Source organism: Candidatus Rickettsia mendelii, from assembly GCF_057543435.1.
The window spans coordinates 1-19,042 of the sequence record NZ_BTGX01000026.1; the positions used below are offsets into that span (position 1 = coordinate 1).

Sequence of the window (19,042 nt, forward strand, 5' to 3'; positions counted from 1 at the left end):
AAATAGTTGCGACATCATAACAAGCGGTAGAACTAATCTTAGCCATATCTAGATTCTTTATCTGTAACTTAGCAATCTAAAATAACGTTTATATTTGTATGATAAATGATATAAATGGTGACCTTAAGATCTTTAATTATGGTGATAAATAAAAATATACTACTATAGTTGGTAACTTGCAAAACTTTTAGTTTCTTTTTTTCTGAGGTTTTCTATATGTTAGTACTAATTTTGTTGCTTTCATTCTTTACATATACTTTGCAAAAAGTATCAAGTATATCTAATCTACTTTAGATGTATATTTCTTCATTGTTGAGTGCATATTTTAAAATCAAAATACTATGTAACTAACACTCTCTTTGAAATCTCTTATTGCTTCTCTTCTCTCCTCACTCACTTATCCTAACTATAAAGTCGAGGATTACATCAGTTTTATGAATGATGTTCTCACTCTTGATTAAGGTTGCTGCACACCAGAATAACGTTTTGCTATTCTGGATATGATTCTACATATAACTTCCAAAAAGTTAATTATATTTTGTTGTGTAGCTTACATCTCTAATTTACTTACTACATAAGTTAAATCTTTTTGTAATGCTTGATTCATGCCATTTAGATATATGCTACATTTCTAACTTTTTCCTTTATTACGATTATAAAAAAATGAGAAGCTGCGTTCAAATAACTACTCCAACTTCTATGCTTATTGTTACATCTTGAGCAGTATAAGTACTTGTAGTATATTAGTATTGCTTCAGTAGTGAATTAGACTTTGCAAATAATTATAGTACTCTTGTAAGGTGTTTGTTACAGTGTCAAGAGTATAATATACTTAACATAAGTCTAATGGGTAATATAATGTGATAAAAACCTATTATTAGTTATGTCATAAAGCTTGCCTAGAACTTAAGCTGTACTGTTTTGATAAGGAGTTATAGACAATAATACGCCAGTGTCTTATTAGATTAAAAGTATTGTACATACACGCTATCTTTGCAATTATAAATACTATAACCTAAACTTGCATCTGTATTTTGACTAGCTGCATTAATTAGTTGTAAATTTTTATTGTGAATTATCATTGATTTCACTTAAACCTGCAGACCATTAGAGAAGTTAGTGATGTACATAACTAACTTCTCTAATTCTAATGATGTTAATATCTTTAACTTTAAGAGAAAACTAAGATTAATTGATATGAGTTATTGAAAAATGTTTAGAAAATAGTTTGTTAAGATTAAAGATACCAGTACAATTTTTTGTTTTGTTATATGGATTAGTAAATCTCTGTAGTCATACAGCAATTAAATCACAGGATTCCTAAAATATGCTATAGTAGGTTGTTTAGATACCTAATCAAGCTAAGGTATAACACTACAACTATTTTTTTTGGATCTACGTATGTAGGACCTCTTTGTAATGATAATAAAAATTTTGTAGTTATTTTCCTATACAGAAATTTTTAAAGATCTCGCCTAGTATTTCTTCGACATTAATAACACCGGTAATAGCGCCGATTGAACGCATAGATATTCTAATATCTTCAGTTGCTAGAACCAAATCATTATCTAATGTAAAATTTGTTAAATGCAGAAGTGCTTGTTTCAAATAATGGCGATGGCGCTCATTTGTTATATAAGGTGTTTCTGTAAACCCTACTATATTTTTAGCAATATTTTCAATATTTTTTAATACCCTTGACAGGGCTATCTTATTTTTTATTGAAACCTTTAGACATTTATATTTATTCTCAATTGGAAATATTTGATCAGGTTTAATTAAATCAATCTTATTGATAATTATGATAGTATTTTCATCAATTAAATTAATAATATCTTCATTTATAGATGAGTCTAAGTTCTCAGCATCAAACATAATAATTTTAATATCTGCTGCTTTAGCTGAATCTATAGATCTTTTTATCCCTTCTTGTTCTATAATATCACTACTTCCTTCTCTTATACCTGCAGTATCCTGTAAAATAACAGGGTAGCCGCCAATGTCTAAATGCCTTTCAATTATATCTCTAGTAGTGCCAGCTATATTTGAGACAATTGCTACATCTCTTTGCATTAGAAAGTTTAGTAAGCTAGATTTACCGGCATTTGGTGGTCCGATAATTGCAAGTTTAAGACCATCCTTGAGTAGTTCTCCCCGTCTGTTATCGTTAAGATAATCAGATATTTCATTTATAAGGTTTGTGTGAGTATTATTGACATCATTAAGGACGCTAGCTGGTATATCTTCATCAGGAAAATCTATATAAGCTTCAAGTAAAGAGATAATTCGGAGTAGCTGTTCTCGCCAATTATTATATAATTCTTTGAGAGCACCACCCGCTTGTCTAATTGCTTGCTTATGCTGCATAATAGTTTCGGCATTAATTAAATCAGCTAATCCTTCTGCAGCCGTCAAATCAAACTTTTTATTTAAAAAAGCTCTTTTAGTAAATTCTCCTGGCTCTGCTAAACGAGTATTAGATATACTTAATAAAGTATTTGTAAGCATAATAGAGATAGCTTTACTACCGTGTGTATGAATCTCAGCTACATCTTCGCCGGTAAAGCTATTAGGTGCATTAAAATAAACAACCATAGCATTATCAATTAGTTCGCCGCTTTCAGGTACAATAATTTGTTGGTAATACATAATGCGTGGTTTAAAATCTTTTTTACCAGTAAGTATTTCTAGAATTTTAAGACTTCTAGGGCCAGAAATTCTAAATACTGCTACTCCTGCTTTACCGAATGCAGAACTTTGTGCAAATATTGTTTCCACTTGTTTCTATGCTCTTGCTTAAGTTATATAATATAAATATAATAGCATAATATAATAGCATAAAGAAATAACCATAATTATTTATTCTAGAGAAAATCATGGCACCAAACACAACATCTTTAGACCTAAGTCGGTTAAATTGTCAAATACCAAATTATAAAACTAAAATTCTAGCACTTAGCAAGGAACGTGAATCAAGTTCTATATATATAGCTTTTGTTCAAAAGTTTTTGAATTACATTCCAGTTGATTATGATTTTGAGAATAGGGAAAAACTATTCCACAATTTTGCTGATGAAGCATTTAAGTTTTTTAAGCAAAGAGTAGGAAGTACAAGAAAAATAGCAATAACAAATGTAGTTATCGAAAATGATCCGGCAATAAATGTCTTAATATTACTCGATAATAAGCCACATATCGTTGATTTTATCATATGTTTACTTAAAAACATGAATTTACAAACTAAATTTTTACTCCATCCAGTAATAAATTGCACTAGAAATAGTAAAGGAGAACTAGAACAAATATTAGAAAATTCTGCACCAAATGCGAAATCAGAATCGATATTACATTTAACTATTTTAGGAAGTTTTGACGATAAAGCTACTATATTTTTAACGCAAGCTATGGACGAAAGATTAGAAGAACTAGAGCAAAGCTATAGCAGCTTACCTTATTTATTAACAAAATTACAAGTTTTATCTAAAAATATAACTAGTAACGATAAATTAAATTCTGAAGAAGCGAAAGAATTTTTAACTTGGCTACAAAAGGACAATTTTGTTTTATTATGTGCTCTTGATTTTAAGGTGGAATCTTTGGAATTAAGTAATGAAATCGGTACAACAAAAATATGGCAAGGTGTCAAGGCTGAAATTGAAGATATTATAAAATGTTCAGCAGCACCCCTATACCAAAACCAATTAATGATACTAGGTAAAATAAACAGTGGCTCACTTATTCATGCAGACAATTTAATTGATTATATTTTAGTAAAGAATTTCAACCTTTCGGGTGAATATACTTCAGGAAGTATTATATTTGGTATATATAGTTCAAATATGTACTATCATTCGATAAGTAATATTCCAATTCTTAGACAAAAATTCAATTTTGTAATTGAAAAAACAGGCTTTGCACTATCCGGTTATAATGCTAATAAATTAAGAATTTTAATGGAATCACTACCACGTGAAGCTTTAATACAGATCGATCAGGGTGATTTATATTGTATGTGTTTACATATGCTTTCTAGCATGATGAGTAAGAAGCTTAAATTATTCATCCAATATGATTGGTCGAGTTCTTTTCTTAATATTATAATTTTTTTACCGAGAGAACGTTTAACATCTGAAATACATAATATGATAGATTGTTATTTATTAGAAAAATTCGGTAGTAAAATTCTATCTAATTATATCACTGAAGTAGCTGGTAATTTTTCTTATCTTTTTGTAACGCTTGAGGTACAAGATAAACATAAAATAAATTTTGAAGCAGAAGTAATAAGGCAAGATTTAGATCGTATTTCTACACGTTGGAGTGAAGATTTTTACTTTAAGCTTTCTAAAAAATTTGGTGAACATCAAGCTGGTATAAATTTAAAACTTTTTGATAATATTTTTCCTGCTGATTATAGACAGAAATTTTCTCCTGAAACAGCCTTAGTAGATATTGAATATCTAACAGAAGCAAGCAATACACAAAAATGTATGTTTAATTTGATTGCTGTTAATGAATCAGAATTTTATTTAAAAATATATAGTCCGGAAGTAAAACTTGCACTTTCTAATATACTACCTTCAATTGAAAATTTAGGTTTTAAAGCGATTGATGAGCAGACTTTCGTCATTAAAGAGGTTGGAGCAATCAAAGAAAGCTGGATATATAATTTTATCTTAACTTCTATTGTACCAGTAAAGGATAATATTACTGAGTTAAAAATAAATGTTGAAGAAGCTTTAGATAAAATAGCACTTGGTATACTTGCTAATGATTCTTTAAGTAAACTAATAGTGCTTGCCGGATTTAATTGGAGACAAGTTAAATTAGTAAAAGCTTTAACAAGATATTTACATCAAACAGGATTTAGTTATGGAAAAGGTTATGTACAGTTAACACTACTTAAGCATTCTGAATATATAAAAATGCTGGTAAATCTATTCGACATAAAATTTAATCCTAAACACTATGATAATAATTGTAATATTATTAAAGATAAACTAAATAATTACTTAGCAACTGTTGATGTAAGTAGTGAAGATAAAGTACTGCGTAATATGCTTGGCATTGTTGAAGCTATTACTAGAACAAATTACTATCAACTACATAAACATTCTTTTTCATTTAAATTTGATTCTTCAAAAGTACCAAATTTGCCTAAACCAATTCCATTCACTGAAGTCTTTGTTTATTCTAAGAATTTTGAAGCTATTCATTTAAGAGGCGGTTCTGTATCACGTGGAGGGCTCCGGTGGTCAGATAGAGCAGAAGATTATAGGTTTGAAGTACTTGGTCTTATGAAAGCACAAATGACTAAGAATTCTGTTATTGTGCCTGTTGGTTCTAAGGGAGGCTTTTATGTTAATTTTACTGATAAAGGGCTTAATCGTGACGAGTATATGGAAAAAGTTGTAGAATGCTATAAAAATTTCCTAAGAGGATTATTAGACATAACTGATAATATCGTTGATGGTAAAGTAGTGCATCCAGAAGATACTATTATTTATGATAAAAAAGATCCTTATTTAGTGGTTGCTGCTGATAAAGGTACAGCTTCATTCTCAGATTATGCTAATAGTGTAGCAAGAGAATATAATTACTGGTTAGATGATGCTTTTGCTTCAGGTGGTTCTATGGGTTATGATCATAAAAAGATGGCTATTACTTCCAAAGGAGCTTGGATTTCTGTGACTAATCACTTTAAAACTTTAGGTCTAGATGTCCAAGAAGATCATATTACTGTTGTAGGTATAGGCGATATGTCGGGAGACGTGTTCGGTAACGGTATGCTAAGATCAAGGACAATTAAATTAGTTGCTGCCTTTAATCATAAGCATATATTTATTGATCCTACTCCTGATCCTTTAATAAGTTTTAATGAGCGGCTACGTCTATTTAAGTTAAAAGGTTCTAATTGGTCTGATTATGATGCTAAACTGATTTCCAAAGGTGGCGGAGTATTTGAACGTAGCAGTAAATTAATAAAACTATCATCAGAAATTAAAAAGTTGCTTGATATACATGATAGTGAGGTATCACCGGAAGAGTTGATAAGATCTATTTTAAAGGCAAATGTCGATCTGTTATGGAATGGTGGAATAGGTACTTATATAAAAGCTAAAACAGAAAATAATTTAGAAATTGGTGATAAAGCAAATGATAATCTTAGATGTAACGGTGAGGAAGTTAGAGCAAAAGTTATTGTAGAAGGGGGTAATGTTGGGGTATCACAAAGAGGTAGAGTTGAATATGCTAAAAAAGGCGGACGCATAAATACTGACTTTATTGATAATTCAGCAGGTGTTGATTGCTCTGATCATGAAGTAAATATCAAGATTGCTTTAAGAAGTGCATTAACCTCAGGTAAAATCACTCTAGAAGAACGCAATAAGATTTTAACAGATATGACGGAGCAAGTTGAGAAATTAGTTTTAGAAGATAATTATAAGCAAACGGAAGCAATAACAATTATGCAATTCTCACCTACCTTAACAGTAGGAATATTTAGTCAGTTTATTGATGTTCTAGAAGAAGAGAAAATATTGGTACGTGAAAATGAATTCTTACCAAGTGCGGAGGAATTACATAGGAGAGCGATTAACGGCGAAGTATTGACTCGTCCTGAGCTTTGTGTGCTATTATCATATAGTAAAAGATTGGCTTATCATGAATTACTTAATTCTACTTTTTCTTATGATAAATATTTTGAATCTTACTTAGTAGATTATTTTCCGAAAATGATGCAAGAAAAGTTTCATAAGGAAATTCTATCTCATCCTCTTAAACATGAAATTATCAGAACTGTTGTCACAAATAAAATAGTTAATCAACTTGGTGGACCACTTATTAGTATTGTAAAACGTGAAATTGGTGCTCCGCTTTGCGATATAATAAGGTCATATACTATTATTTGTGAAATTTTTGATCTTGATAATATATGGGGAGCAGTGAGTAGCTTACCTACTAATATTGATTACAATGTAAAAATTGATATGTTTACTGAAATAACGAAATTAATGCGTCGTGGTATTTCTTGGTTTATTAAACATTTAAAACATCCTATTAATATTAGTGAAACTATAGATGAGTTTCGAACTCCTGCACAAAATTTAAGAAAAATAGTAGGTACTTTACTAGTCGGAGAAGCAAAAGTAAGATTTGAAGAAAAATTAAATTATTATATGAGTGCTGGGGTAGATAAATTATTTGCTACTATTATTGTTACATTTGATAGTCTAATCTCAGTATTTGACATTATATATATAACAAAACAAACTTCAGGGAGTGATAAAGAGATAGCAAAAGTATATTTTGCTATAGGTAACATGTTTAGTCTTGATTGGTTACGTAAAGTTTGCGATAAGCAATTGAACGACTCATTTTGGCATCGTCTTGGAATTCAATCACTAAAGGATGATTTATATGACAAACAACGTAGATTATTAATAAAAATAATTAATAAATCAAAAACAACTATTGATTTAGACTTATGGATTGATAATAATAAAAATTTAGTTAGAAATTTTCTTAATTTTATTAAAGAAATTAAATCTCAAGAAATTATAGACTTAAATATAATTATTTTAGCAAATAAGAAATTTGAAATATTCTTACAAAAACTTGAGTAAATTATGTCATCAATGCTTAAGCAAATCAGATTAGATTCAGGTAAAACTTTAAATCAAGTATCCACTGATTTAAAAATTAGAAAAAAATATTTAATAGCTTTAGAAGAAGGAAACTTTGATGTTTTACCTGGAGAAGTATATGTAAAAGGTTACTTAAAATTATATTTGGATTATCTTAATATCAAAGACCGGAATGCAGAGCAGTTAGAAGCTAATAAACAGAATGAAAATGAAAAATTATCAAATAATAAAAGAAATAAGACATTAATGAATTATAAATGTAAAAAACAATTAGTGCTTATATCTATTATAATGTTATTAATTATTATTATAATTCATCCACTCATAGAATCAGTTTAAACAAAAATGGATAGTGAAATATTAAAAAAATTAATGAAAGAAGTTGAACATAAGCTTGATGAGTTATTGGAGATGCATGCGAATAATCAAAGTGAAATCAAAATGTTACAGAATGAAAATAAAGAATTAAAAAATAATTATATAAAAATGCTAGATCAAATTAGCATTTATGTTAATGAGCTTGAAGAAATAAAAAAACAAAAAAAATAATTATGTCAATTGTTACAGTAACATTAAATAATAGGAGTTTTCGATTATATTGTAATAATGGGGATGAAGAAGAATTGTTATCTTTAGCTACTAAACTAAATAATAAAATAACTGAAATTAAACTTGTTAATCCTGCAGCTTCTTTTGAGCTATTATTAGTTATGGCATTACTTAATGCTCAAGCTGAGATAGCTAATCTAACAGAAAAGCTTGATAAAAACAGCTTTCAAAAAAATCATCAAGATGAAGAAAAATTTGCGGAAACCTTAACTACTATAGCGGGTTATCTAGAAAATCTTGCACGTAAGATGGGAAAGTGATATACTAGCTCTTGGCTGCTTGGTTCGTGAGCTTAATATTAACCTAGGACTACCATTAACTTTTAGGACATTATCCCTATCTAATACTAATTCAGTTTAGATATATGAAGTCCACCCTTACCTAAAGGTCTTTGAAGGATTTTAAGTAACGACCAAAGTGGTCTTTAGCTTTTGTTAACGGTAGGTATCCTTGAAAATAAAGAAAACAAAATCGACTAATAAAGTTCTTGGTGCTTTTTTAGGTACTATTGTTGAGTATTACGATTATAGTTTATATGGTTTTTCAGCAGCAATTATTGCTGAAAAATTCTTTTCCTCTGATACTGATCAATTAACAAAATTAATAAATGCTTTCGCTGTTTATGCAGTAGCATATCTATCAAAACCTATTGGTGCTTATATTTTTGGACGTATTGGAGATATATATGGTCGGAAGAAAGCATTAAGTTTTACAATTATTGGTATTGTAATCCCTACTCTAATAATAGGCTTATTACCTGATTACTCTATGTTTGGAGTTTGGAGTACGATCATCTTAGTCCTATGCCGATTTATGCAAGGCATCTTTATTGCAGGTGAATATGATGGAGCTGCGATTTATGTCATTGAACATTTAGAAGCAAAATACCGATTTACGGCCTCAGCTATAACTAGATGTACAGGAGTTATCGGTTTATTATGTGGTATTGGTACAACTAATTTTTTTAATGCTCATATTTTTCCGGAATGGGGTTGGCGTATACCATTTTTGCTAAGTTTGCCTTTCGCACTAATAACTCTTTATTATCGTCAGAAATTTGATGAAACACCGGAGTTTAAGAAAGCAAATAATAATAGTGCATATATGCAAAATTTTAGTCTTTTGATCAAAAAGCAATGGAAAAATATTTTGCCGCTAGTATTTTTAGCTGGCGGTTTTGGGGCAACATATCAAATTGCAATCATTTTTATGAAACAATATTTACCAATTGTACTACCTTCAGTTAGTATTATTATGAGCTCTTTTTCAGTATTAATAGTAATATGTTTTGCTATTTGCATGCCGATTGCTGGCTTTATTGCTGATCGCTTAGGAGTTTATAAAGTATTGAAAACTACATTGGTATTTACAATTATTGCAAGTATATTTTTTGTAATAGCAGTAAAATATCAAATGGCTAATTTAGGGCTTAGTGCTAGTTTAATGCTTGCTGCTTCAGTTGCGCCCTTTAATGCTCTTGCTCATAGTATAGTTATTGAATCTTTTGTAGTTAAAGAACGTTATCGTATTATAAGTTTTGGGCATACTACAGGTTCAATGCTGATGTCAGGCACTGCTAATTATATATGTTTACAAGTAATAAAATCCTTCAATTTTAACTTATTTCCTATTTTATATCTTTGTATTTTTACCGTGCTTGCTTACTATATGACAGTATTGTTTAATTGTAATAATAAATAAAGCGTGACAAAATTGATACTATAATTACTACTAGTGTAGTTTTTATTTAATTTGTATGTATGATACAAAAATTTTTTTACAAATCTATAATTTTTATTATTTTAACTATTTTTATTAGTGGTTGGCTGTATACTATCTTTCTACAAAGTCTATATTAGGCAATTTAACGCTAAGCTTAAAATAAAATAGCAAACCTTTGGCATTAATAAAAGAAACATAGTGTCTATCGGATAATGTTGAAGTTATGGTTGCAGGCGGTGTACTTAGTATAGGATAAGGAAATGGTAACACAGCCACTTTGTACGCTTGCGTGTGCAGTACATGGTAAACTTTATTGAAGTTAGTACTTTTAAAATAACAAGTGACTCTTATGAAGATTATGCATAACGTTATCTCATATTGCTTGCTTAATTCCTAAGGTATTTGATTTTAAATATTTCATCATTGAAAGAAATCATAAGATTGGCTGAGAGCCTAAATCCAGGATAAGGCTTAGTAAAATATTATGATACCCTTAGCTCTCTTTTTAAAGAGAGATATTATACCTAAACCTTAAAAACAAATAAAATATATCACATATTCATTTTAATAATAAAAATTTCCTACAATGCTTTATTTTTACTAAATATTCCTCTAGTTGATCAAGCTCGTTCTAAACAAATATTTTGTTCTTTATTTGATTTTCCTCAATTGAGAATAATAATCTCTGTATAAACAATATACCTTTGAGTATTATGTTATTCACTAGCAGTGTAATACCTTAGGCTTATCTTGTACCTATTAATCTTTAATTGTCCTAACATCTAAATGGTTATCATGATTATGACTTAATTAATATAATATCTATATTTAGGTAAACCAGTCTAAATTAATACTCGGTTTTGCTATTGCAAAAGTAAAATGGCTTACTTGCTAGTTAAGTTATTTTCTATATTTAAAATATTAAGTAGAGTTATAGTTTTAGTATCAAGATTACATATTTTATATTTAACGTGATCTTTTATTTAACTTAGAAGGCTTTGTAACAGCTTGTGTGTATGATTTTTTTTCTTCAGTTGATTCGGGTTTATACATAAATTTTCTAGCTTTTTCTCCTATTAACATAGCTTCTTTATGTGTTTCTATTGATAATTTAGCTATAGATTCAGGTATTTCTGCTGTTTGTTTTACTTTTACCTTTGTTTTTTTACTGATATCTCTGCCTACCAATTCATCTAGTGGAACTGTTTTATACTCTGCAAGAGCAACAATTGCTCCAGTGTCAGGCATTTTTGTACGGCCTTCTAAGAAGTTTTTCCATAATGTTTCATGAGTATTTGTTCTTCTACTTAACTCATATGGTGTTATATTTTCTGTTTTTAGCACATCTTGTACAAATTTTTCTAAATTATCTCTAATTTTTTCTAAATCGTCTTTATTTGTTTCTAATACATCGTTAATTCTATTAAATCTTTTTTTTGACTTTATATCTGTACTCATTATTCTTTCCTATAAAATTTACTTCTAATTACTACTAGAAAACTGAGGATTGAAAACAATTTATTTCTAAGTTATAAGACTTACTTATTAATATATAACTAATAAATGTTAAATAGAAAGTAATTATAATGAAATAATTTTAAGCTATTTAATTAAGTACCCTAGATATTTCAAAAAGATTATACAAATTAAAAATTGTTTTCTCTGTTTCTTGATCATTTATTAATAGAGTAATCTTAATTTCTGATATCTGTATCATCTTAACATTTATATTATCTTTTGCTAACTTTGATAATATCATTTCAAGTAGTTTATAATCATTTTTAATTCCATAACCAATAATAGAAATTGTAGCAATTTCGGTACCAAAAGTAAAATCTTGTATTTGCTTATCATCTTTTAAGGCAGTAAGTAATGCCTGTAAACTATTTTTGTCAGCTAAATTTGTAATAAAATGATATTCTTCATTATGTTTTATTTCTTGCATAAATTCAATATGGTTATTGTTTTGTACAATTATATTTGCAACTTGCAAAAAATTTAATGAAGTGCTTTTTATAGATATTTTTAATAAGTTTTTATTAGAAGTAATACTGCTAATAACTCCATTCTCCATACTTTTATCCTTTAAAGTAATTAATGTACCTTCTATCTTAGGTGAAAATGTTGAAAGAATACGCGTATCTATTTTATATCGCATTACCATTTCTATGGCTCTAGGATGTAATACTTTTGCTCCACTTGATGATAGCTCCAACATTTCTTCAAAATCTATTTCTTTTATCTTCTTTGCTTTTGAAATAATCCTAGGATCAGCATTAAATACTCCCTCTACATCTGTATAAATATCACATCTATCAGCTTTCATAATTGCTGCAATTAACGCAGCGGTAGTATCTGTACCTCCTCTGCCTAAAGTAGTTAATCTATTATTATAACTTATCCCTTGAAAACCCGCAACTATAGGTATAATACCAATATGTAAACACTCTTTTAATAAAATGGGAGTAACAGATTTGACTAAGGCTTTACTATAGTTAGTATCAGTTAAAATTGGTAATTGCCATGCAAGAAACGATCGTGCACTTATTCCTTTTTCTTCAAGACTTAATGCAAGCAACGCAGCAGTAACCATCTCGCCACTAGCAAGAGCTACATCATATTCAGCAAGTTGAGTGAGATTATTAAGACTTGATATTTCATTACATAAAGTAACAAGCTGATTAGTGACACCTGCCATGGCTGAAACCACTACAATTACTTGATTATTTTTATCTAGCTCAGATTTAATAATAGGAACAATTTTTTTTATTCTATCGGTATTGGCAACAGAAGTGCCACCAAATTTTTGAATTATTAAGGCCATAATTTATAAAAGCCTTAAATATACTTTTTTCCAAACTCCTCTTTTAGAGGTAATTTGTACATTAAGTAGGTAGCCAAATTCTTACATATGCTTATATACACTATGAATTGATGCTTCATATCTCCTCCAAATTTCCTCCTACAATGTAGTTTGAAAAGAAGTCTAATAAGGGAATAATGTTCATATAGCTTACATGTAGCTGCATTATTGTAGGTTATCAAAATCGTTATTGTCTATTAGCAAAGACTATAGGGTAATTGAATCAAAAATGCTAACTGGCATTTTTGATTCAATTGCTTCCGTAAGGCATTAACCAATTAGGGCTTAAAAAACTCTTATTATTTCACAATTAAATCGCGAAATGTATTTTAAAATAACTAAACTATTAAATTATTTTTTCGAATGCTGTAGTGCATGACACAACTTATATAATACTTACGCGTGAGCAACATAAAAATTATATAACAAGATCAGTTTTCTTCTTGTAATAATGGACACCACTATACAACTTAACCTTAGTTAAGCACTTGCAATTTCTTTAACATTTACGATTTTATGATTTCGCTTAGTTAAAAATTCTACTCTACCTTCTACCAAAGCAAATATTGTATGATCTCTACCAAGTCCAACATTTACCCCTGGGTGAATCTTTGTACCACGTTGCCTAACTATAATATTGCCTGGTATTACGTATTGTCCATCTGATTTCTTTACTCCTAACCTTCGACCGGCTGAGTCCCTGCCGTTCCTAGAACTACCACCAGCTTTTTTAGTTGCCATTTTATAATTCCTTTTAAATTATTATTGTTTAGTAATATCTAATATTTTTAATTCCGTTAATTCTTGGCGATGACCAACCTTACGACGATAATTTTTTCTGCGCTTTTTCTTAAAAACTATAATTTTATTATCCTTAAGCTGATTAGTAATTTCAGCTGTGACAACAGCCCCTTTAACTATTGGAGTACCAATGAAAGAAGGCCTTGAGTATTCACCAATCATTAAAATCTGATCAAATTGAACCTTAGAACCGAGTTCTCCCTCAATTTTTTCGACTTTAATAATACTATTCCTGTCTACTTTATATTGTTTTCCACCTGCTTTTATAACTGCGAACATGAAAAATATCTCTTTAAAAATTTATAAATACTTAAGTCGCATAATATTATTATATTAAAGATTAGTCAATGATAATTTATATAATATCTATTAGCACGAATATAATTGTATATTGTATAACAGCAGCAAAAATTGCAGCTATTAAGTCGTCAAGCATTATGCCAGTGCTACCTTTAATATTTTTATCAAACCAATTAATAGGCCATGGTTTTACTATATCAAAAAACCGAAATAAACAAAAAGGTAATATGAAAAGCAATATGATGTTTATTGTTAACGGATTTAAATATTTTATTAAGTGTGATTCATTAGCGAATAAAGCTGAAAAAAGTATTAAAATTATCGTTAGCATTTGTCCAACTACTTCATCAATGACTACTTCTTTTGGATCTTGTAGAGTAGTATAATTTAAATATATTTTTGTAAAATAAGTACCTAATATTAAGAGTATTAAACATATGCTAAAAGTTATAATAAATATACTTACAAGTTGTGCTTCTCCAAGAGTTAGATTTGAGAAAGGGATAATTATGTTATTGCTAATAATAAAATATATTACGAGATAACTTAATGGCAAAGCAGCAAGCGCACCAAAAGTACCTGGGCAGTATCCTATTTTCCCAATATATAAAAAAGTAACAAAAAATTCTGAGAACCATTTTTTAGTGAACATTTCTTTATTTTAATTTATCCTAGATTAGATTTTCAATATCTTATATAATAAGATTTTAACTTAATACAGCAAAAAAATATTATGGGAATGAGTTTTGGCCATTTATTAATAGTTCTATTAATTATCTTTGTATTATTTGGTGCTGGTAAATTACCACAAGTTATGTCTGATCTTGCTAAAGGTTTTAAAGCTTTTAAAGACGGCATGAAAGATGATTATGATGATAACAAAAAAAACAAACATGATTAATGCTGTTCTAATTATTACTTCTCTCTACTGAGACGGTAGAATATATACTATTTTCTTTTTTAATAATATCATATTGTCTTTGTGCTATTGAATCGATAAAATGGATATTACCAGATAAACCTATATAAGGCTGTCTACTGTTCATTCTACTTAAAAACTTTTCTAATACAAATTTATTGCCTATATAGCTTGCAGTCATATGACCTAAATCATAAGCAAGGAGATGCATAAAGCTCATATGATTAATACCGAGATCTTTCGCTCTTTCTGGAACATCGCTGTTAAGAATATTTAAAGAACCTGTAAAACTAATATTGATATTTTGTGAGTAATCAATATCAATGCGATTATCACCAATTAAAATAGCTTTTTTATCTAAATTATATTTATGAATAATATCGGCAAGTAAGACTAAATTTTTTGGATCGTCCGATAGATAAATAATTGGTTTTACCGTATCACTACGCTCATTTATAATATCAGTATTATTTGAAATATTTCTTATGGCTTGTGCTATAGATTCAGGATTATCTTCGTAGAATTCAGTGCATGATAACATTGCATTTTTTTGAATCAATATACTTTGCATAATTTGATTAATTGTTTGAGAATGTTTGCCTGCAGGCAGTAATGCCATAAAATCTTTATGATCACTATTTCCATAATAATTGATTATTCGTATTAGTTGTTTTAAAGGAGCATGACCGAATACAAATAATTTATCTTCTGCAAGAGCAGGGTTATTTGACATAGTTATTATAATGATATTATGCATTCTTGCTTTTTCAGCTATCAATGAAGTGAAGTTAGAATATAGTGGACCAAGGATAATCTTAGTTTTACGTGCTACTATTTTATCCATAGCAGCTAAAACATTTTTTTCATCTGAACCATCATAAGATGTAATATGAATATAGGATTTTACACTGTCACTAAGACCCATTTTAATTAAATCCTTATATTGCTTACCAATGATATAATCAGGACCAGTATTTGGCATTAAAATCGCAATTTCAATTTCTTCTTGTTCTTTCTTTGAATCTGTGGCCACTTCCTCTTTAGGTGTTTGACATGATGATAAATAAATCAAGCAAAAAAATAATAGAATAATTTGTCGTTTGTACGAAAAAAATTTAGAAAAACTTATTTGAGTTTTTTGTAGCTGCAAATTATAAGATTTTTTTGAAATAGAGTTAGCTATTCCTAAAAAAATCTTGTTAATTTTCGCATAAAAATACCTTAAAATATAAACAATTGAAATTTTCTTTGTACAAACTGCAAATTGTTGTTTTATACAAGCCATATTATTGTTGTTAAATTAAAAATTATGTTAAAACCAGGGTTATATATTGTTTCAACACCTATTGGCAATTTTGAAGATATAACACTTCGTGCTATATCAACTTTAAAAAGTTCGAACATTATTCTATGCGAGGATACTAGAATATCACAAAAATTGCTAGTAAAACATGATATCAATACCAAATTACAAATTTATAATGATCATAGTGATCTAAAAAATAGAGAGAATATTATACGTTTAATAAAGACAGGAAATATAATAAGTTTAATTTCTGATGCAGGAACTCCTTTAATTTCTGATCCAGGGTATAAATTGGTAAGAAAGTTACGTATGCTTAATTGCCATATAGATGTAGTACCAGGAGTGTCTTCACCTATTACAGCGCTAACTTTGTCAACTTTTCCTACTGATCGATTTTTCTTTTGTGGCTTCTTACCTAAAACTATAGAAAGTAAGAAAAAGATTTTTTTTGAAATAGTAAATCTCAAGGCTACATTAATTTTTTTTGAAACTGCTCCTCGCTTAATAAAAACGTTACTAATAGCTAAAGAAATACTAGGAAACCGAAAAATATGTGTAGCAAGAGAGTTAACTAAGCTTTATCAAGATACAAAAATTGGAAATATTGATGAAGTAATAGAATTTTATCAACAGAATATTTTAAAAGGTGAAATAGTGCTGTTAATTTCAGGCACATTACTAGAGAAAGAAGAAAAATTTGAGCTTGATTTAGAAAATTTCATTAAATTTTCTTTAAATAAAAACTTTAGCGCTAAAACTACTATTAAGCTTGCTTATGAAAAATTTAAGAATACTTATAGCAAGAAAGAAATATACAGGTTAGTGCATGAGATAAAGTTATAAAAACAATTTATGTCATTCCCAATTTTGCAAGAATTACACTGATTGCTTTTAGCTATACGAACTTAGATTAATCAACTACATTACAACTACAGTTTTTTTGCTTTTACTTCTTTCTGCTAATTCTTCAAGTTTCTTACCTGCTGCTTGTATATCTTGACCTGCACCTTGCACGGTATTACAAGCACTTGTAAAGAAAGATATAGCTACTAACAGAGCAGTTATAATTGCTGAACGCATAAACTTTTTACCTTTATCAAAATTGAGTTTTAATTTTATGAATCAAACAAACACTTGTCCACTTGAAAATGTATTAAGGTAATACTCACAATACCCTTTAATGGGACAAATATGGCAATCTGGTCTTTTTGCTTTACAAATATATCTACCATGTAGAATTAGCCAGTGGTGAGCATGAGTTAGCCATTTTTTATCGATAATTTGTAGTAGCTCATCTTCAACCGCCCCTGGAGTATTACCTTTAGCAAGTCCAATTCTATTAGCTGTTCTAAAAACATGAGTATCAACTGCCATAGTCAGCAACCCAAATAAGCAATTCAATACAACATTAGCAGTTTTTCTGCCAACTCCCGGTAATTTAATTAATTCTTCAAAACTATTTGGCACTATACTATTATAGTTACTGATTAATATTTTACATAATGTAATAATATTTTTGGCTTTGCTATTAAAGAGCCCAATAGATTTTATATATTTTTTTAATCCTTCCTCACCAAGCTCTAAAAATTTTTCAGGCGTATCATAAGTTTCAAATAAAGATTTGGTTGCTAAATTTACTGAGATATCAGTTGCTTGAGCTGATAATATTACAGCTACTAATAAAGTAAAATCATTTTTATAGACTAACTCAGTTTTAGGATTTGGATTATTTTTACTTAAAATCTCAAAAATTTTATTAACTATTTGTGCTTGCATATTGCCTTATGAAAGGTGTATTTTAAGTAAATAAATTATATCAGGTTTTTAATGTTAGGAAATAAAAGTTTTAAATTTATAGAACATGAAGTAAAAAATAATAAAGTAGTGTTGTTCATGAAAGGCACAAAAGAAACACCAATGTGCAGCTTTTCTGCCAAAGTAGTAGCTATTTTAGATAAATTAGCTGTAGAATTTCATGATATTAATGTGCTTTCTGATCTAGAATTACGTGAAGCTCTGAAAATATTTAGCGACTGGCCAACATTTCCGCAATTATATATTAACGGTGAACTAGTTGGTGGCTGTGATATTACGATTGAATTATATCAAAAAGGTGAACTTGAAAAAATGTTAAAACAATGAATGAAAAGCTTATATATCCTGAAATAACAAGTAAAGAACAACCGTCAAAAAAATTAATAGTATTACTACATGGAGTTGGTTCAGACGGTCACGATTTAATAAGGTTAGTACCTTATATCCAAGATGATTTACCTGATTGTCATTTTATCTCTCCGCATGGTGTTGAATCATATGATATGGCACCTTACGGTAGACAATGGTTTAGCTTACGAGATCGTAGTTCAAATGTTATAGCCAAATTAATGGAAAGTAATGTTAAACTGCTTGAAGATATAATAAAGCAAAAACAAAAGGAACTAAACCTCACTAATAAAGATATAATCATTATCGGCTTCTCTCAGGGTACAATGATAGGACTATATTTAACACTAGTTCAAGATGAGCCGTTTTATTGCACTGTAGGTTTTTCTGGAGCACTGATTCCTATTCCTGAGATCAGCAACAAATCTACGCCTATATGCTTGATTCATGGAGAAGAGGATGAGGTAGTAGGTGTTAGCGAGATGTATAATGCTTTACACTATTTGTCTAAGTATCATATACCTCATAGCGGGCATAAATTATCTTCTCTTGCTCATTCAATAGATGGGCGGGGCCTTGAAATCGCAATTAATTTTATAAAAAATATATAGAATAATGAATATTTTTAATAATAGTTTATATAATATTGATAAAGAAATTGCTGAAATAATCAAGCAGGAAAAAGCTCGTCAAAATAGTGTGGTTGAGCT

General features: G+C 28.9%; 19 protein-coding genes. 10 read left to right on the forward strand and 9 right to left on the reverse strand.

The window, feature by feature from the left end:
- Positions 1-1,440: 1,440 nt before the first annotated feature.
- A complete protein-coding gene (gene mnmE / locus AC27F4_RS04325; RefSeq protein WP_487062426.1) occupies positions 1,441-2,778 on the reverse strand; it encodes a tRNA uridine-5-carboxymethylaminomethyl(34) synthesis GTPase MnmE in 1,338 nt (445 codons plus the stop codon).
- A gap of 98 nt (positions 2,779-2,876) precedes the next feature.
- On the opposite strand from mnmE, the gene AC27F4_RS04330 reads away from it, so the two are divergent.
- From AC27F4_RS04330 to AC27F4_RS04350, 5 genes are all read left to right on the forward strand, one after another.
- On the forward strand, positions 2,877-7,628 hold the full coding sequence (locus tag AC27F4_RS04330) for an NAD-glutamate dehydrogenase (protein WP_487062428.1): 4,752 nt from the start codon (positions 2,877-2,879) through the stop codon (positions 7,626-7,628).
- 3 nt (positions 7,629-7,631) lie between these two features.
- Entirely contained in the window at positions 7,632-7,988 is a 357-nt protein-coding gene (locus tag AC27F4_RS04335) for a helix-turn-helix domain-containing protein (RefSeq protein ID WP_487062430.1), read from the forward strand.
- Positions 7,989-7,994: 6 nt separating this feature from the next.
- Positions 7,995-8,198 (forward strand): RP576a family tick cell line-upregulated protein, encoded by a 204-nt coding sequence (locus tag AC27F4_RS04340; RefSeq protein WP_487062432.1) that lies wholly within the window; start codon positions 7,995-7,997, stop codon positions 8,196-8,198.
- Between the two features lie 2 nt (positions 8,199-8,200).
- Positions 8,201-8,518 (forward strand): cell division protein ZapA, encoded by a 318-nt coding sequence (locus tag AC27F4_RS04345; RefSeq protein ID WP_487062434.1) that lies wholly within the window; start codon positions 8,201-8,203, stop codon positions 8,516-8,518.
- Positions 8,519-8,714: 196 nt separating this feature from the next.
- A complete protein-coding gene (locus tag AC27F4_RS04350; protein WP_487062476.1) occupies positions 8,715-9,959 on the forward strand; it encodes an MFS transporter in 1,245 nt (414 codons plus the stop codon).
- 987 nt (positions 9,960-10,946) lie between these two features.
- On the opposite strand, the gene AC27F4_RS04355 is transcribed toward AC27F4_RS04350, so the two are convergent.
- The 5 genes from AC27F4_RS04355 to AC27F4_RS04375 all read right to left on the reverse strand — a co-directional run bounded on the left by AC27F4_RS04355 (position 10,947) and on the right by AC27F4_RS04375 (position 14,596).
- Positions 10,947-11,438: an XRE family transcriptional regulator gene (locus tag AC27F4_RS04355; RefSeq protein ID WP_487062436.1), complete on the reverse strand. Its 492-nt coding sequence runs from the start codon at positions 11,436-11,438 to the stop codon at positions 10,947-10,949.
- A 148-nt stretch (positions 11,439-11,586) separates the two neighbouring features.
- Positions 11,587-12,804, reverse strand: a complete 1,218-nt coding sequence (locus AC27F4_RS04360) for an aspartate kinase (protein ID WP_487062438.1) — start codon at positions 12,802-12,804, stop codon at positions 11,587-11,589.
- Between the two features lie 519 nt (positions 12,805-13,323).
- Positions 13,324-13,584, reverse strand: coding sequence for a 50S ribosomal protein L27 (gene rpmA, locus AC27F4_RS04365; protein WP_487062440.1), 261 nt, complete (start codon positions 13,582-13,584; stop codon positions 13,324-13,326).
- Between the two features lie 21 nt (positions 13,585-13,605).
- Entirely contained in the window at positions 13,606-13,923 is a 318-nt protein-coding gene (rplU, locus tag AC27F4_RS04370; protein ID WP_487062442.1) for a 50S ribosomal protein L21, read from the reverse strand.
- A gap of 76 nt (positions 13,924-13,999) precedes the next feature.
- Positions 14,000-14,596, reverse strand: coding sequence for a phosphatidylglycerophosphatase A family protein (locus AC27F4_RS04375; protein WP_487062444.1), 597 nt, complete (start codon positions 14,594-14,596; stop codon positions 14,000-14,002).
- A gap of 81 nt (positions 14,597-14,677) precedes the next feature.
- On the opposite strand from AC27F4_RS04375, the gene AC27F4_RS04380 reads away from it, so the two are divergent.
- Positions 14,678-14,845, forward strand: a complete 168-nt coding sequence (locus AC27F4_RS04380; protein WP_487062446.1) for a Sec-independent protein translocase subunit TatA — start codon at positions 14,678-14,680, stop codon at positions 14,843-14,845.
- A gap of 7 nt (positions 14,846-14,852) precedes the next feature.
- On the opposite strand, the gene AC27F4_RS04385 is transcribed toward AC27F4_RS04380, so the two are convergent.
- On the reverse strand, positions 14,853-16,148 hold the full coding sequence (locus AC27F4_RS04385) for a penicillin-binding protein activator (RefSeq protein ID WP_487062448.1): 1,296 nt from the start codon (positions 16,146-16,148) through the stop codon (positions 14,853-14,855).
- Positions 16,149-16,169: 21 nt separating this feature from the next.
- On the opposite strand from AC27F4_RS04385, the gene rsmI reads away from it, so the two are divergent.
- Positions 16,170-17,012, forward strand: a complete 843-nt coding sequence (rsmI, locus tag AC27F4_RS04390; protein WP_487062478.1) for a 16S rRNA (cytidine(1402)-2'-O)-methyltransferase — start codon at positions 16,170-16,172, stop codon at positions 17,010-17,012.
- Between the two features lie 75 nt (positions 17,013-17,087).
- On the opposite strand, the gene AC27F4_RS04395 is transcribed toward rsmI, so the two are convergent.
- Both AC27F4_RS04395 and nth read right to left on the reverse strand, forming a co-directional pair.
- Positions 17,088-17,249: an entericidin A/B family lipoprotein gene (locus tag AC27F4_RS04395; protein WP_487062450.1), complete on the reverse strand. Its 162-nt coding sequence runs from the start codon at positions 17,247-17,249 to the stop codon at positions 17,088-17,090.
- A 42-nt stretch (positions 17,250-17,291) separates the two neighbouring features.
- Positions 17,292-17,945 (reverse strand): endonuclease III, encoded by a 654-nt coding sequence (nth, locus tag AC27F4_RS04400; RefSeq protein ID WP_487062452.1) that lies wholly within the window; start codon positions 17,943-17,945, stop codon positions 17,292-17,294.
- Positions 17,946-17,996: 51 nt separating this feature from the next.
- Between nth and grxD the strand changes: the two genes are divergently transcribed.
- From grxD to AC27F4_RS04415, 3 genes are all read left to right on the forward strand, one after another.
- Positions 17,997-18,311: a Grx4 family monothiol glutaredoxin gene (grxD, locus tag AC27F4_RS04405; protein WP_487062454.1), complete on the forward strand. Its 315-nt coding sequence runs from the start codon at positions 17,997-17,999 to the stop codon at positions 18,309-18,311.
- Complete coding sequence (locus tag AC27F4_RS04410; protein WP_487062456.1) at positions 18,308-18,943, forward strand: dienelactone hydrolase family protein; 636 nt, start codon at positions 18,308-18,310, stop codon at positions 18,941-18,943. Before grxD ends, AC27F4_RS04410 begins: the two co-directional genes overlap by 4 nt.
- Positions 18,944-18,947: 4 nt before the next feature.
- On the forward strand, positions 18,948-19,042 hold a 95-nt coding region (locus AC27F4_RS04415; protein ID WP_487062480.1), incomplete at its 3' end, for a hypothetical protein.